The sequence below is a fragment of the Lentzea sp. NPDC004789 genome, from assembly GCF_053601075.1.
This window is the reverse complement of the sequence record NZ_JBSGBE010000006.1, coordinates 381,661-394,359: the sequence shown is the minus strand read 5'-3', so window position 1 is coordinate 394,359 and position 12,699 is coordinate 381,661. Positions and strand designations below refer to the sequence as shown.

The window sequence follows — 12,699 nt, the reverse complement described above, 5'->3', positions numbered from 1 at the left end:
CGGAAGATCCGATCATGGTGTCACTGCCGGACCCACGTCAGTAGGGGAGATTCTCCGTGACCGATCAGGCCGACTTCGCCCTCGCCGTGCACCGCGTCGCCGTACCTGACCCGTCGCGGAACGCGTGCTGGTCACCGTTCTCGGTGGCCAGTGCGCTCGCGCTGGCCCGCGAGGCCGCGCGCGGCGAGACCCGTGCCGAGCTCGACGGGCTGCTCGCCGGATTCGACCCCGCGGATTCCCTGGACGTCCCCGAACTGGCCGTCGCGAACACGTTGTGGGCGGACGACGACCTGACCCTGAACCCGGACTTCTCGCTCGCGGAGTCGGTGCGGCGCACGGCGTTCTCGGATCCGCAGACGGTCCGCAAGCTCCTCAACACCGACGTCGCCGAGACCACCCGCGGCCTGATCCCCGAACTGCTGACGAGCCCGCCGCCCCCCGACGCGGCGGCGATCATCGTCAACGCCCTGTACCTCAAGGTGGGCTGGCTGAACCCGTTCGCCGCGGGAGAGACCGAGCAGATGCCGTTCCACGCACCGGGCGGCGACGTGGACGTGCCGACGATGAAGGTGACCGAGAAGTTCCGCTACGCCCGCCACGACGGCTGGCAGACGGTGGTGCTGCCCGCGGCCTCCGGTGTCGAGGCCGTGATCCTGCTGCCGGACACCTCACTGGACCAGCCGCTCGACCCGTCGGTGTTCGACGCCACCAGCCGGATGAACGTCGAGCTCTCACTGCCCAAAGTGGACGTTCGGGAGAAGTTCCAGCTCAAGAACGTGTTGGAACGCCTCGGGGTCCGGCGCATGTTCGCGCGCGACGCCGACTTCAGCGGGCTCTCGCCGGACGAACGGCTGTTCGTCGACGACGTGATCCACGAGGCCGTGCTGCGCGTCGACGAGGAGGGTCTGGAGGGCGCTGCGGCCACCGCCGTCACGTTCCGGACCGTGTCGTTCGAGCTCCCGGCCGATCCGGTCGTGGTCACCGTCGACCGGCCGTTCCTGCTGGCCGTGCGGCACGCGCGGTCGAAGGCGATCTACTTCCTCGCGCAGGTCGCCCGCCCGTGACACCGACGTCCTGGGGGAATCTTGACTGATCAGGCCAGCTTCGCCCGGAACCTGCACCGCGTCGCCGTTCCTGATCCGAAAGAGAACGCGTGCTGGTCACCGTTCTCGGTGGCGAGCGCTCTCGCCCTGGTCCGCGAGGGCGCCCGCGGCCGGACCCGCGCCGAGCTCGACGCGTTGCTGCGGGACTTCGACCCCGGCGACGCGCTGGACGTGCCGGAGCTGTCCGTCGCGAACAAGTTGTGGGCTGACGACAGCCTGACCTTGAACCCCGGGTTCTCGCTGGCCTCCTCGGTCCGGCGGACGGCCTTCGCCGACCCCGCGACCGCACGCAAGCTCATCAACGCCGACGTCGAGGAAGCGACCCGCGGACTCGTCCCCGAACTGCTCGGCCGCCTTTCCCCGGCCGCGGTCGCGGTCCTCGTCAACGCCCTGTACCTCAAGGCCGGCTGGCGCAACCCCTTCAAGGCCGGCGCGACGAAACCGCGGAACTTCCACGCGCCCGGCGGTGACGTCGAGGTGCCGACGATGAAGGTGACCGCAAAGCTCGGCTACGCCCGGCACGACGGGTGGCAGACCGTCGCGTTGCCCACGGAGGATCGCGTCGAGATGCTGGTGCTGTTGCCGGACACCTCGCTGGAGCAGCCGCTCGACCCGTCGGTGTTCGAGGTCCGCACCACCACCGAGGTCGCGCTGTCACTGCCCAAAGTGGACGTCAGCGCGAACTACGACCTGGCGGAGACGTTGGCGGAGCTGGGTGTGCGGGCGATGTTCGCCGAGGACGCGGATCTGGGCGGAATCTCGCCGGACCACCTGATCGTGAGCGAGGTCGTCCACGAGGCCGTGTTGCGCGTCGACGAGCAGGGGCTGGAGGGTGCCGCCGCGACCGCGGTCATGATCAGCCGGGGTGCGCGGCCGAACCGCCGGGACCCGATCGTGGTCACCGTCGACCGGCCGTTCCTGCTGGCCGTGCGGCACGCGCGGTCGAAGGCGATCTACTTCCTCGCGCAGATCGCCTGTCCGTAACCGTTTTCCCGCCGCATTCGCCCTGATGGGCGAGCGTTTCGCGCGGCGAGATCATGATCACGCCTTTACCGTTCCAGGCATGACCCAGCACGGTGCCGGCGAGCAGCTCGTCGTGCTCGCCACGGCAGGCGCCACGCGGATCACCTGCTTCAGCGCCGTCACCATTCCCGTCCTCCTGCGGACCGAGTGCTACGCGAAGGCGCTGGCCGGCGCGCTCGGCCTCACCCCGGCGCCGGAGCTGCAACGCGACGGCGTGCTGCCGCAGTGCGTGTTCTTCATCCACGAGTACGCGTTGCGCACCGCGGTCGGGAACAACCGACTGATGGAGGACCAGATCCTGCACCTGCTGTTCCACGCGCCGTCCATCAGGGTCGTGCCGGCCAGCGCGGGCGGGGCGGCGGCGGTCGGGCTCGACTACGCGCTGATCCAGTACGAGCACGAGCCGCCGCTCGTCTACCTCGCGAACTGGGCACTCGTCAGCGACGCGGCCACCGTCGAGCGGGCCGTGCTGGTGTTTCAGCGCATGCACGCCGTCGCGCTCGACAACGAGCGGTCGCGCGATCTGTTGATGGACTACGTGGCCGTGTACGACCGTTAGCTGGGGGTGTTGCGGCGCAGGAAGAGCCGCATGCCGTCCTCGCCGGGCAACGCGCACAGCAGCAGCCGGACGTTCTGGTGACGCACCGGCACCGCACACGAATCGCCCGCCAGCAGTGTCCCCGCCAGCAGGCCGGCCGACTCGTGATCGATGTCCAGCACGAAGTCGTTGCTCATGCGAGGACCCTATGAGCTGCTCGCCCCGCAACCCAGTCACCCAAAGGTGTCACGTTCGCTGTCACGTTCGTGGACGCTGTCTCGTCCAGTGAGCATGACGAGGATCAAGGGAGTCACCAAGAAGGAAGCGGGCCTGCTCACCAGGGCCGTGTACTGGTTCGCGCGGCGTGAGTTCGGGGCGGTGCCGGAGCCGGCCATGGTCCTGGCGCACCACCCGAAGCTGCTCATCGCGAGCGGACGGCACGAGCTCGCGGTCAAGAAGGCTGCGCACGGGCCGCTGTTCGAGCTGTGCGTCTACCGGACGGCCGTGAAGCTCGGCTGCTCGTGGTGCGTCGACTTCGGCGCGATGCTCATGAAGCACGGAGGATTGGACATCGAACGGTTGAAGCACATCGACTCGTATGCCACCTCACCGCTGTTCACCGACATCGAACGCAAGGCGCTCGCGTACGCCGACGCGATCACGGACACGCCCGTCAGCGTCACCGACGAGCAGGTCGCCGAGCTGGAGAGGTTGCTGGGGCGCAAGGAACTCGTCGCGCTGACCTACCAGATCTCGCTGGAGAACCAGCGGGCGCGGTTCAACAGCGCGTTCGGCATCAGGGACCAGGGGTTCACGAGCGGCGACGCCTGTCGCGTCCCGGCACACTAGGCACGTGGAGAAGATCACCCTGACGGGTGCCCAGGAGACCATGCTCGCCACGTTGTACGGCCGGGCGATCGACAGCGAACAAACCACTTCCGTGCTGCGCGACGACGAGGCGAAGCGTGCCGTCGACCGGATCGACTACGACTTCGCCAAGACCGGCATGAACCTCACGAGCGCGGTCGGCGTCGCCATTCGCGCGAGGGTGCTCGACGACTGGACGCGCGAGTTCCTGCAGCGCAACCCGTCCTGCACGGTGCTGCACCTCGCGTGCGGCCTGGACACCCGCGCGCATCGCATCGAACGGCCGGACACGGTGCGGTGGGTCGACGTCGACATGCCGGACGTCGTTGCGTTGCGGCACAAGCTGTTGCCGGAACCGTCCGGTGACTACCGGCTCGTGGCGTCGTCCGTGACCGAGGACGAGTGGCTCGCCGCGGCGCCCGCGGATCGTCCCGTGGTGGCGGTGTTCGAGGGTCTCTCGATGTACCTCACGCGGGAGGAAGGTCATGGGTTGATCAGGCGGATCACCAGCAGGTTCGACAGCGGTGAGCTGCTGTTCGACGTCTACGGCTCGTGGGGGATCAAGCTGCAGAGGCTCGTCCCGGCCGTGCGCAACGCCGGAGCGACGCTGCACTGGGGCGTCGACGACCCGCGCGAGGTCGAGGCGCTGCACCCCGGACTGACCGCTGTGGACGCCTGGCGCAGCGTGGACCTGCCGCACCTGGACGCGTTGCCCAGGTCCGGCAGGATCCAGATGAAGGTCGTCAGCGCGATCCCGAAGCTGCGGGACGTCGGGAAGCTGCTGCGCCTGCGGTGGTGATCTCTGAGATGACCACTACTCGACGACGAAGTCGAACCGGGCCGTGTAGCGGTTGCCGACGAGCGGGCTGAGCTCGACCGTGCAGTCGCGGTTGATGAAGCCGTCGCGCCGGTTCAGCGCGGCCACGTTCATGCCGTACGCCTGGAGGTTGTCCGGGAAGAACAGCTGTGTGGTGAGGATCGGGCCGTTCGGCGCCTGCACCTTGACGTGGATGTGCGGCGTTCGGCCCGGATAGTCCTTGGGCACGACGGTTTCCAGGACGTACGCGCCGGTCGTGCTGGTGAACTGGTGCCCGCGCATCTTGAACGCGGGACTGCTGTTGTCGTACACGCCCTTGTCGTCGGCCTGCCAGAAGTCCAGCAGGGCGTGCTGAATCGGCGCGCACTTCAACGTGTAGACGAACCCGGTCAGGGAGAGCACGACCCCGGTGACGCCGGCCGTGCGCAGGTTCGTGCGTTCCGGGGAGTTGCGCTTGAAGTAGGGACCTTCGATGTTCGACGGGGTGTCGTCGTCATCGACGCAGGTCGGGGTGAGGGGGAGAGGAGCGCTGAGCGCCTTGGTGGTGCCGGCGGCGGTGAGTGCGACCACGGTGGCCGCACCCGTCGCCAGGAACGCCCGGCGTGAGTGGCTGTTGTCGTGTTCGGGCATGTCGGAACTCCGATGGTTGCAACCCGCGGCAGGGGTCTTGGGCTGACCAAACGGCTCCGAACGTTAGTGACCCGACGATGCCGCAACCAGGAACGGTCCAGACCAAAGGCGCTGATCAGAGGTCGATGTGGGCCAGTTTGTCCGGATTCGCGATGTCGTAGACGGCGAGGACCTTGCCGTCGTGCACGGTGAACGTCGTCACCCGGGCGGCCACGTCCCCCTGCGCCGCCATGACGACGCCGAGGTCGCCGTTGACCAGCACCGGCTGCATCTCCGGGAACCCGTACTTGCGCACGAGACCGAGGAAGAAGCGGGCGACCTTGTCCGCGCCGGCGACCGTGTTGACCGCCGTGCGCGCCTTGCCGCCGCCGTCGCCGATCATCACCGCGTCCGGGTGCAACAGGCCGAGCACGGCGTCGATGTCCCCGCTCGACATGGCCTGGAGGAACTTCTCCAGCACCTCCTGCTGCTCGGCCAGCGCCGCGCGCGGAGGTGGCTCGGCGCCCGCGACGACCTTGCGCGCACGGGAGGCGTGCTGCCGGGCGGCCTCGGGCGTGACGCCCAGGACGTCCGCGATCTCCGTGAACGGCAACGAGAACGCGTCGTGCAGCACGAACGCGACGCGCTGTTCCGGGGTCAGCCGGTCCAGCACGACCAGCGCCGCCATGCGCACGCCGTCGGACCGCACCACCGACGCCAGCGGGTCGTCGTCCTCGCTCGTGGTCAGCAGCGGTTCCGGCAGCCACGAGCCCACGTAGGTCTCCCGGCGCACGGCCGCGGACCGCAGCCGGTCCAGGCAGATGCGGCTGACGACGGTCGTGAGCCAGCCGCGGACGTCCCTGATCCCCTCGGCGGACGAGAAGCGCAGCCACGCCTCCTGCACGGCGTCCTCGGCGTCGGCGACGCTGCCGGTCAACCGGTAGGCGACACCGACGAGATGCGTGCGGTGAAGCCCGAAGTCTTCGGCGGAGGTCACGAGCCGCAGTCTGCCATCCCGGGTTTTTCACAAGCCGTAGACTCGGGGCGTGGCAGGACGCATCAGGGAAAGCGACATCGCGTTGGTGCGTGAGCGCAGCCGCATCGACGAGGTCGTCGGTGACCAGGTCTCGCTGAAGCGGGCGGGCGGGGGAGCGCTCAAGGGGCTTTGCCCCTTCCACGACGAGAAGACGCCGTCGTTCAACGTGCGCCCGTCGCACGGCACGTTCCACTGCTTCGGCTGCGGCGAGGGCGGCGACGTGATCGCCTTCGTGATGAAGGTCGAGCACCTGTCGTTCGTGGAGGCCGTCGAGCGGCTCGCGGACCGGGCCGGCATCCAGCTCACCTACGAGGGCGGCGGCGTCACGATCCAGCGCGATCGCGGCACCCGCAGCAGGCTCATCGAGGCGCACAAGGTGGCCGCCGAGTTCTACGCCGAGCAGCTCGCCTCACCGGAGGCGCAGGCGGCGCGCGAGTTCCTGGCCGAGCGCGGGTTCGACGAGGCCGCGGCCCGCCAGTTCGGCTGCGGGTTCGCGCCCGGCGGCTGGGACAAGCTCACCAAGCACCTGCTGGGCCGCGGCTTCGAGCTCACCGAGCTGATCAAGTCGCAGCTCACCAAGGAAGGTCGTCAGGGGCCGATCGACCGGTTCCACCGGCGGCTGCTGTGGCCGATCAAGGACATCGGCGGCGAGGTCGTCGGGTTCGGCGCGCGGCGGATCTTCGACGACGACCCGATCCAGGCGAAGTACCTCAACACCAGCGAGTCGATGATCTACAAGAAGTCGCAGGTGCTGTTCGGGCTCGACCAGGCCAAGCGGGAGATCGCCAAGCGCAAGCAGGCCGTCATCGTCGAGGGCTACACCGACGTGATGGCGATGCACCTGGCCGGCGTGCCGACCGCGGTCGCCTCCTGCGGTACGGCGTTCGGCACGGACCACATGAACGTGCTGCGCAGGCTGTTGATCGACGACGACGTGAACGGCGAGGTCATCTTCACCTTCGACGGCGACGAGGCGGGCCAGAAGGCCGCGCTGAAGGCGTTCGAGGGGGAGCAGCAGTTCTCCGCGCAGACCTACATCGCGGTCGCGCCGGACGGCATGGACCCGTGCGAGCTGCGGCAGGCCAAGGGCGACGTGGCCGTGCGCGACCTGGTGGCGCGGCGCACGCCGTTGATCGAGTTCGCGATCAAGGCGCAGCTCAAGGCGTACGACCTCGACTCGGTGGACGGGCGCGTCGAGGCGCTGAAGAAGATGGTGCCGTTCGTCGCGCAGATCAAGGACCGCGCCAAGCGCGACGGTTACGCGACGCGCCTGGCCTGGTGGGTGGGCTGGGACGACGAGGCCATGGTCGTGCGCCGGGTGCGCCAGGTCGCCGGTGGCAAGGCGCCGGTCGTGGCTGCTCAGCGCGTCGACCCGAACCAGATGGCGCTCGGCGTGGAGGTCGACGGCCCGCCGCGGCCGAACCCGCGCGACCCGCGGCTGGTGCCCGAACGCGAGGTGCTCAAGGTCGCGCTGCGGCTGCCCGAGTACGCCGGTCCGCTGTACGACTCGTTGCCCGACGAGGCGTTCACGGACCCCGCCTACGTGGCGCTGCACCGCGCGATCCGCGACGCCGGCGGCGCGTCCTCCGGGCTCGCGGGCACGGCGTACCTCGACGCGATCTCGCAGGCGTGCTCGCACGCGTCGGTGCGGTCGGTGCTGACCGAGCTCGCGGTGGAACCGCTGGCGGTCAAGCAGGACGACGAGTTCCGCTACGTGTCGATGGTGATCGCGCGGCTGCAGGAGGTGCAGGTCGGCAAGCAGATCGAGGACGTGAAGTCGCGGCTGCGCCGGCTCTCGCCGATCAAGGACGCCGACGAGTACCGGGCGCTGTGGGGCGACCTGGTGGCGCTGGAGGAGTACCGCAAGGCGCTCCTGCAGCAGAGCGCTGGAGTGCTGTAGTGGGGTTGTTCCGCCGCTTGTTCGGCTCCGGCGCGCCGGACGGGTTCACCGGGTCGCTGGAGCCGGACGAGACCGTGATCGCGTCCGCTCCCGTGCCGGACGGGCACCTCGTCGTCACCTCTCTCGGGCTGTGGGTGCCCGGTCCCCGGCGGATCGGGTGGCACCTGATCAGCAAGGTGAAGTGGGAGGGCGCGCTGCGCGTGGTCGAGGCGCGGGAGGCCGGCGCGGAAGGTCCCGTCGTGCTGCTGGAAGACCTTCCCGCGCAACGGTTCGCGGTCGAGGAACCCAGCCGGGTGCTGCGGGCGATCAGCCAGCGCGTCGAGAGCTCGATCCGGCACCGGGAGCGCGTCGAATCGCCGGGGGTGTGGATCCTGCAGCGCAAGATCCCCGGCCAGGACGGTGTCGTGTGGCAGGCGCGTGGAGACGCCGGAGTGGATCTCGCGGACGTGCGCGTGGCCGTTTCCGCGTTCGTTTCAAGGCTGTCGCATTAAAGGACTGGCGGGCTAGCAGTACGCGTGTACTGTTAGCCGTATGTGGGATCCGGCGCAGTACCTGGCCTTCGCCGATCACCGGGCGCGGCCGTTCTACGAGTTGGTGGCACGCGTGGGGGCCGCGGAGCCCCGTCGTGTGGTGGATGTGGGCTGTGGGCCCGGAAATCTGACCGCGTCGCTGTCCTCGCGGTGGCCTTCCGCGGTCGTCGAGGCGTTCGACTCGTCCGTCGAGATGGTCGAGGCCGCTCGTGCCGCGGGCGTGGATGCGCGCGTCGACGACGTGACGACCTGGGAACCGTTGCCGGACACCGATGTCCTGGTGTCCAACGCGGTGCTGCAGTGGGTTCCGTCACATCCCTCGATCGTGGAGAAGTGGGCGACGGCGCTGCCTTCCGGCGCGTGGCTCGCGTTCCAGGTGCCCGGCAACCACTCGGACGCCTCGCACCGGTTGATCCGAGAGGTCGCCGGACCGTCGTTGGCGCACGTCTTCCGCGCGGAGAAGCCCGTGCTGGACCCCGTGGAGTACGCCGAACTGCTGGCCGGCTGCTCCTCTGTGGACGCCTGGGAGACCACGTACGTGCAGCGGCTGTCCGGGCCCGATCCGGTGCTCGAATGGGTTACCGGCACGGCGTTGCGGCCGGTGCGCGCGGCACTGTCCTCATCGGACTGGGAGGCGTACGTCGCGGAACTGGCGCCGCGACTGCGCGAGGCCTACCCGCGGCGGGCCGACGGCACGACGTGGTTCCCGTTCAGGCGGATCTTCGTGGTGGCCCAGGTGTGAAGATGATCACGCCCGAGGGGTGACGGGCCGCCCGTTGGCCTCCTCCTGGTGCCGCCACGGAGCCTTCTCGGCGGCCTTCTCCGCAGCGTCCACGGCGAGGTCTTTTGCCTGGTGAGCGGCCTCGAACGCCTTGTCCTTGGCCTGGCTCGCCGTCCTGCGCACCGTGGGGTTCTCCGTGACGCGGTGCCAGAGCCGAACGATCTGGTCGTAGCGCTCCCGCCCGGCCTTGGCGCCGAGCACGTAGCCGACCGCCATGCCGACCAAGATGCCCTTCATGGGGTCTCCTCTCGCATTGTGGCTGGTCAGAGGCCATTTAACCGCAAAACGGGGGGGTGCCTGCAGAACCCGTTTTGAGACTCATGTAGAGTTACCCACTGTCAGGAGGAACCAAGCCTGACAGGCAAGACCACAACAGAACATTCCCCCATAGCTCAATTGGCAGAGCATGCGACTGTTAATCGCAGGGTTACTGGTTCGAGTCCAGTTGGGGGAGCGTAAGGCACTAGGCCCCAGTCATCCGACTGGGGCCTAGTGCTTTGTGGGCGCGTGAGCCAGCTTGGGTGCATGTCCCGCTTCTCGAACCTCCGCCGCATCACGTCGCTGGACCCCGTCGCCGACCACGAGGAGATCATGAGGATCTCCGCGGGCCTGGAGTTCCCGTGGGACTACCAGAAGTCGCTGGAGCTGGCCCTGTTCCGCACGTACTGCGTGCCGGCGATCTCGGGCCTGCTGGAGCGCACCGGCGAGTTCGAACGCCGCCCGCAGAAGCGCTACGACGACACCGCCGTCCTCATGGCCGAGCTCGTCGAGCACGGCTACGACTCCCCACGCGGTCGTGAGGCGCTACGCGTCGTGAACCGGCAGCACGGCCGTTACGACATCTCCAACGACGACATGCTGTATGTCCTGGCGACGTTCATCTACGACCCGATCGACTGGCTCCTGCAGTACGGCTGGCGCCCGCTGACGCGCAACGAACAGCTGGCGGCGTTCCACTTCTACCGCGCGGTCGGCGCGCGCATGGGCATCCGGGACATTCCTTCCGACTTCGAGGCCTACCGGGCCTTCAAAGCGGCCTACGAGCAGAAGCACTTCGTGTTCGCCCCGTCGAACCGCCGCATCGGGCAGTACACCGTCGACCTGTTCTGCTCGTGGTACCCGTCGATCCTCAAGCCCGTCGTCTCGCGCGCCGTCGTCGGCATGCTGGACCCGCTGATGGTGCGCGCGTTCGGTTTCACCGCCCCACCTTCGTGGGTGGGGGCGGTGGGACGGCTGGCGTTGCGGCTGCGTGCGTTGGTGGTGCGCCGCATGCCCGTGCGGCGCACGCTGAAGCTGACCCGCGCGCGCAACCGCACCTACCCCGGCTACCCGGACGGCTACCGGCCGTCGGACCTCGGCGCGAGCTCCAGCACCGCGCGCTGACCGTTGAGGGTGAAGCCCATGGCCCTGAGGAACTCGTTGCCGGGCTTGAAGTCCGTGAGGCTCACGTGCACATGCGTCACGCCGGGATAGCGCTGCGTGAGCGCCTTGGCCATCTCGGTGCCGATGCCCCACCGCCGGAGGTCGCGCGGCACCAGGAAGAACCCGATGGTCGCGTGCCCCGGCTCCGGGTGGTCCACGACCAGGTCCACGAACCCGATCATCCCCTCCGCCTCCGCGACGAGCAGGTGCTTCTGCTCGTCACGCGCCCCCTCCGGCAGCGCGTAGAAGAGGCTCTGCACGTCACCGGGCCCGGACGGGTGGCCCGTGGCGGCCTGGAACCAGTCGTCGCACTCGGCGAACAGCCGCAGCACCTCGGGCTCGTCCGCCGGGGTGAAGTCGCGGAGGGTCAAACGCACGTGTGCAGCCTATGTGTCGCTCGCCACGGGGGTGCGCAAGGCCCGTTCGGCGTGATCGGTATCCTCCACCACGCAGCGTTGCCGGGTTCGTGCCGCCGCTGCGAGGGGGCAGTAGCTCAACCGGTCAGAGCAGCAGACTCATAATCTGTCAGGTTGTCGGTTCGAATCCGACCTGCCCCACCATCACGGCATGGGTGTGTCGAAGCGTGGACGGGTGGTGCCGTGGGGGCGTGGTCGTTCCTCGTCATGCCGGATGAGCCGGTGCCGTCGAACTACGTGTACGACTCCTTGGTGGCGAACCACCGGCGGGTCGCTGCGGGGGACACGGTCGTCCTTCGGGGTCTCCGCAGCGTGCTGGGGGTGGGCATCGTCAGCCGAGTGGAGGCAGAACCGGCCTCGCGTGTGCGTCATCGATGCCCTCACTGTGGCAGCGGCCAGGTCAACGCCCGCAAGGCGCTCGCGCCGCGCTACATGTGCTGGCGTTGTCGCACCACCTTCGAGGAACCGCAGCAGTCGACCGTGCCGGTCACTCGGTACACCGCCCACTTCGATGACGGGTGGCGCGCGACCGATGGCCGGATCAGCGTCGGCGCCCTCGAGTTGGTCGCGCTCAGCAGATTCAGGCAGAACGCCATCAGGCAGCTTGATCCTGATGGCCTTGAAAGGCTGCTTGCGGTAATGGGGGAGTGGGTCGAGAGCGAGGTTTACCCCTTCGCCGGAGCGCCCAGAACCGCCGTCGAGAACGCGGAGCGAAAGGTCTTCGACGCTGTGGCCTATGCGGCCTCCGAGGCGGTCAACAAGGGGGAGCCAACTTTGCGGAGGCTGCTCCTCCGGCTCCTGAAGGACCGGGTGGAGACGGATGCCGAGAAGGTCTGCGAGGTTCTGGAAAGTGTCATCGGGCTGCCGGGACGAGACCTCGCGAACCTGAAGGAGCTTCTCGCGGAGACCGATCTGCCCGCAATCATCGCCACGGCGAAGCACGTGCGCGACAGGTTGTGCTTCCTGGCAGGTCTGGAGACCGTCCTGTACGACGAGGAGCCGCGGAAGCAGACCCGTGAAAGGGGACAGCTCCACCGCATCCTCGCCAATGAGACCTGGTTGTTCGGTGAGCAGTACTCGTTGGTCGGCAACGACGAATCCTTGACCAACGTCGCCCGCAAGCACTTGAAGTTCCTCGGGGAGGACGTCGACCTCGCCGACACGCGGCCCGTCCTGGGCTACGACGGCAAGAAAGTCATTCCAGACCTGGTTCTATGTCGCAAAGGGCTCAACGGCTCGGCGGACAATCTCGTGGTCGAGCTCAAACGCCCGTCCGTGGTCATCGGTGCGGACGAACTCATGCAGATCGAGAAGTACGCGCACGCGGTAATTCGGGATTCGCGGTTCACCCGAACAGGAGCGAAGTGGACGTTCGTCCTGGTCGGGACCGAACTCGATGACTTCGTCACCCGCAGCAGCGGCCAGTCCTACCTACCGGTCGGTTGCGTCAAGATGTTCGACGACTGCCAGATCTACGTCCGCACCTGGTCGGAGCTGATCAACGGTGCGAAAGTCCGTCTGCGGGAACTCGAAGACACCCTGGGTGTTCAGGCTGACGAAGCGGATGGCATCGAGTACCTCCGCAAGGCGCACGGTCAGCACCTGCCGCCGGTACTTTCGGCGGACGACGCCGACTAGTTCCGTGCCGCGACGGCAG

At 68.3% G+C, this 12,699-nt stretch carries 15 protein-coding genes and 2 tRNA genes; 12 read left to right on the top strand and 5 right to left on the bottom strand.

Features of this window, described 5'->3' with window-relative positions; genetic code table 11:
• Window positions 1–56 precede the first annotated feature (56 nt).
• From ACWEIJ_RS17105 to ACWEIJ_RS17095, 3 genes are all read left to right on the top strand, one after another.
• Complete coding sequence (locus tag ACWEIJ_RS17105; protein WP_449838119.1) at window positions 57–1,064, top strand: serpin family protein; 1,008 nt, start codon at window positions 57–59, stop codon at window positions 1,062–1,064.
• A gap of 21 nt (window positions 1,065–1,085) precedes the next feature.
• Complete coding sequence (locus ACWEIJ_RS17100; protein WP_449838118.1) at window positions 1,086–2,087, top strand: serpin family protein; 1,002 nt, start codon at window positions 1,086–1,088, stop codon at window positions 2,085–2,087.
• Window positions 2,088–2,166: 79 nt separating this feature from the next.
• On the top strand, window positions 2,167–2,685 hold the full coding sequence (locus ACWEIJ_RS17095) for a Scr1 family TA system antitoxin-like transcriptional regulator (RefSeq protein ID WP_449838117.1): 519 nt from the start codon (window positions 2,167–2,169) through the stop codon (window positions 2,683–2,685).
• Here the strand turns inward: ACWEIJ_RS17095 and ACWEIJ_RS17090 are convergent.
• A complete protein-coding gene (locus ACWEIJ_RS17090; protein ID WP_045310960.1) occupies window positions 2,682–2,861 on the bottom strand; it encodes a hypothetical protein in 180 nt (59 codons plus the stop codon). The genes ACWEIJ_RS17095 and ACWEIJ_RS17090 overlap by 4 nt on opposite strands.
• Window positions 2,862–2,955: 94 nt before the next feature.
• On the opposite strand from ACWEIJ_RS17090, the gene ACWEIJ_RS17085 reads away from it, so the two are divergent.
• Window positions 2,956–3,513 (top strand): carboxymuconolactone decarboxylase family protein, encoded by a 558-nt coding sequence (locus ACWEIJ_RS17085; protein ID WP_449838116.1) that lies wholly within the window; start codon window positions 2,956–2,958, stop codon window positions 3,511–3,513.
• A gap of 4 nt (window positions 3,514–3,517) precedes the next feature.
• On the top strand, window positions 3,518–4,330 hold the full coding sequence (locus ACWEIJ_RS17080) for a class I SAM-dependent methyltransferase (RefSeq protein WP_449838115.1): 813 nt from the start codon (window positions 3,518–3,520) through the stop codon (window positions 4,328–4,330).
• A 15-nt stretch (window positions 4,331–4,345) separates the two neighbouring features.
• Here the strand turns inward: ACWEIJ_RS17080 and ACWEIJ_RS17075 are convergent, their stop codons facing one another.
• Window positions 4,346–4,978 carry a dioxygenase family protein gene (locus ACWEIJ_RS17075; protein ID WP_449838114.1) on the bottom strand — a complete coding sequence of 211 codons (633 nt, stop codon included), beginning with the start codon at window positions 4,976–4,978 and terminating at the stop codon, window positions 4,346–4,348.
• A gap of 115 nt (window positions 4,979–5,093) precedes the next feature.
• Window positions 5,094–5,954 (bottom strand): sigma-70 family RNA polymerase sigma factor, encoded by an 861-nt coding sequence (locus tag ACWEIJ_RS17070; RefSeq protein WP_449838113.1) that lies wholly within the window; start codon window positions 5,952–5,954, stop codon window positions 5,094–5,096.
• Between the two features lie 49 nt (window positions 5,955–6,003).
• On the opposite strand from ACWEIJ_RS17070, the gene dnaG reads away from it, so the two are divergent.
• The 3 genes from dnaG to ACWEIJ_RS17055 are packed head-to-tail and all read left to right on the top strand — an operon-like array spanning window position 6,004 to window position 9,165.
• A complete protein-coding gene (gene dnaG / locus ACWEIJ_RS17065) occupies window positions 6,004–7,893 on the top strand; it encodes a DNA primase (protein ID WP_449838112.1) in 1,890 nt (629 codons plus the stop codon).
• Window positions 7,893–8,384, top strand: a complete 492-nt coding sequence (locus tag ACWEIJ_RS17060; protein WP_449838111.1) for a hypothetical protein — start codon at window positions 7,893–7,895, stop codon at window positions 8,382–8,384. Before dnaG ends, ACWEIJ_RS17060 begins: the two co-directional genes overlap by 1 nt.
• Window positions 8,385–8,424: 40 nt before the next feature.
• Window positions 8,425–9,165, top strand: coding sequence for a trans-aconitate 2-methyltransferase (locus ACWEIJ_RS17055; RefSeq protein WP_449838110.1), 741 nt, complete (start codon window positions 8,425–8,427; stop codon window positions 9,163–9,165).
• 6 nt (window positions 9,166–9,171) lie between these two features.
• Here the strand turns inward: ACWEIJ_RS17055 and ACWEIJ_RS17050 are convergent, their stop codons facing one another.
• Window positions 9,172–9,441 carry a hypothetical protein gene (locus ACWEIJ_RS17050; RefSeq protein ID WP_449838109.1) on the bottom strand — a complete coding sequence of 90 codons (270 nt, stop codon included), beginning with the start codon at window positions 9,439–9,441 and terminating at the stop codon, window positions 9,172–9,174.
• A gap of 144 nt (window positions 9,442–9,585) precedes the next feature.
• Here ACWEIJ_RS17050 and ACWEIJ_RS17045 point away from each other — a divergent pair.
• A tRNA-Asn gene (locus ACWEIJ_RS17045) sits at window positions 9,586–9,658 on the top strand.
• A gap of 71 nt (window positions 9,659–9,729) precedes the next feature.
• Window positions 9,730–10,587, top strand: a complete 858-nt coding sequence (locus ACWEIJ_RS17040) for an oxygenase MpaB family protein (protein WP_449838108.1) — start codon at window positions 9,730–9,732, stop codon at window positions 10,585–10,587.
• On the opposite strand, the gene ACWEIJ_RS17035 is transcribed toward ACWEIJ_RS17040, so the two are convergent.
• Window positions 10,542–11,003 (bottom strand): GNAT family N-acetyltransferase, encoded by a 462-nt coding sequence (locus tag ACWEIJ_RS17035; protein ID WP_449838107.1) that lies wholly within the window; start codon window positions 11,001–11,003, stop codon window positions 10,542–10,544. The two genes, ACWEIJ_RS17040 and ACWEIJ_RS17035, sit on opposite strands and share 46 nt — an antisense overlap.
• A 105-nt stretch (window positions 11,004–11,108) precedes the next feature.
• Here ACWEIJ_RS17035 and ACWEIJ_RS17030 point away from each other — a divergent pair.
• Window positions 11,109–11,186: transfer RNA gene (locus ACWEIJ_RS17030), tRNA-Ile, on the top strand.
• 39 nt (window positions 11,187–11,225) lie between these two features.
• Complete coding sequence (locus ACWEIJ_RS17025; protein WP_449838106.1) at window positions 11,226–12,680, top strand: hypothetical protein; 1,455 nt, start codon at window positions 11,226–11,228, stop codon at window positions 12,678–12,680.
• Window positions 12,681–12,699: the final 19 nt, after the last annotated feature.

Coding starts and splice junctions, on each gene's coding strand:
- ACWEIJ_RS17095 (WP_449838117.1), top strand. CDS start 2,167: ATGACCCAGCACGGTGCCGGCGAGCAGCTCGTCGTGCTCGCCACGGCA.
- ACWEIJ_RS17090 (WP_045310960.1), bottom strand. CDS start 2,861: ATGAGCAACGACTTCGTGCTGGACATCGATCACGAGTCGGCCGGCCTG.
- ACWEIJ_RS17085 (WP_449838116.1), top strand. CDS start 2,956: ATGACGAGGATCAAGGGAGTCACCAAGAAGGAAGCGGGCCTGCTCACC.
- ACWEIJ_RS17075 (WP_449838114.1), bottom strand. CDS start 4,978: ATGCCCGAACACGACAACAGCCACTCACGCCGGGCGTTCCTGGCGACG.
- ACWEIJ_RS17055 (WP_449838110.1), top strand. CDS start 8,425: ATGTGGGATCCGGCGCAGTACCTGGCCTTCGCCGATCACCGGGCGCGG.
- ACWEIJ_RS17050 (WP_449838109.1), bottom strand. CDS start 9,441: ATGAAGGGCATCTTGGTCGGCATGGCGGTCGGCTACGTGCTCGGCGCC.
- ACWEIJ_RS17040 (WP_449838108.1), top strand. CDS start 9,730: ATGTCCCGCTTCTCGAACCTCCGCCGCATCACGTCGCTGGACCCCGTC.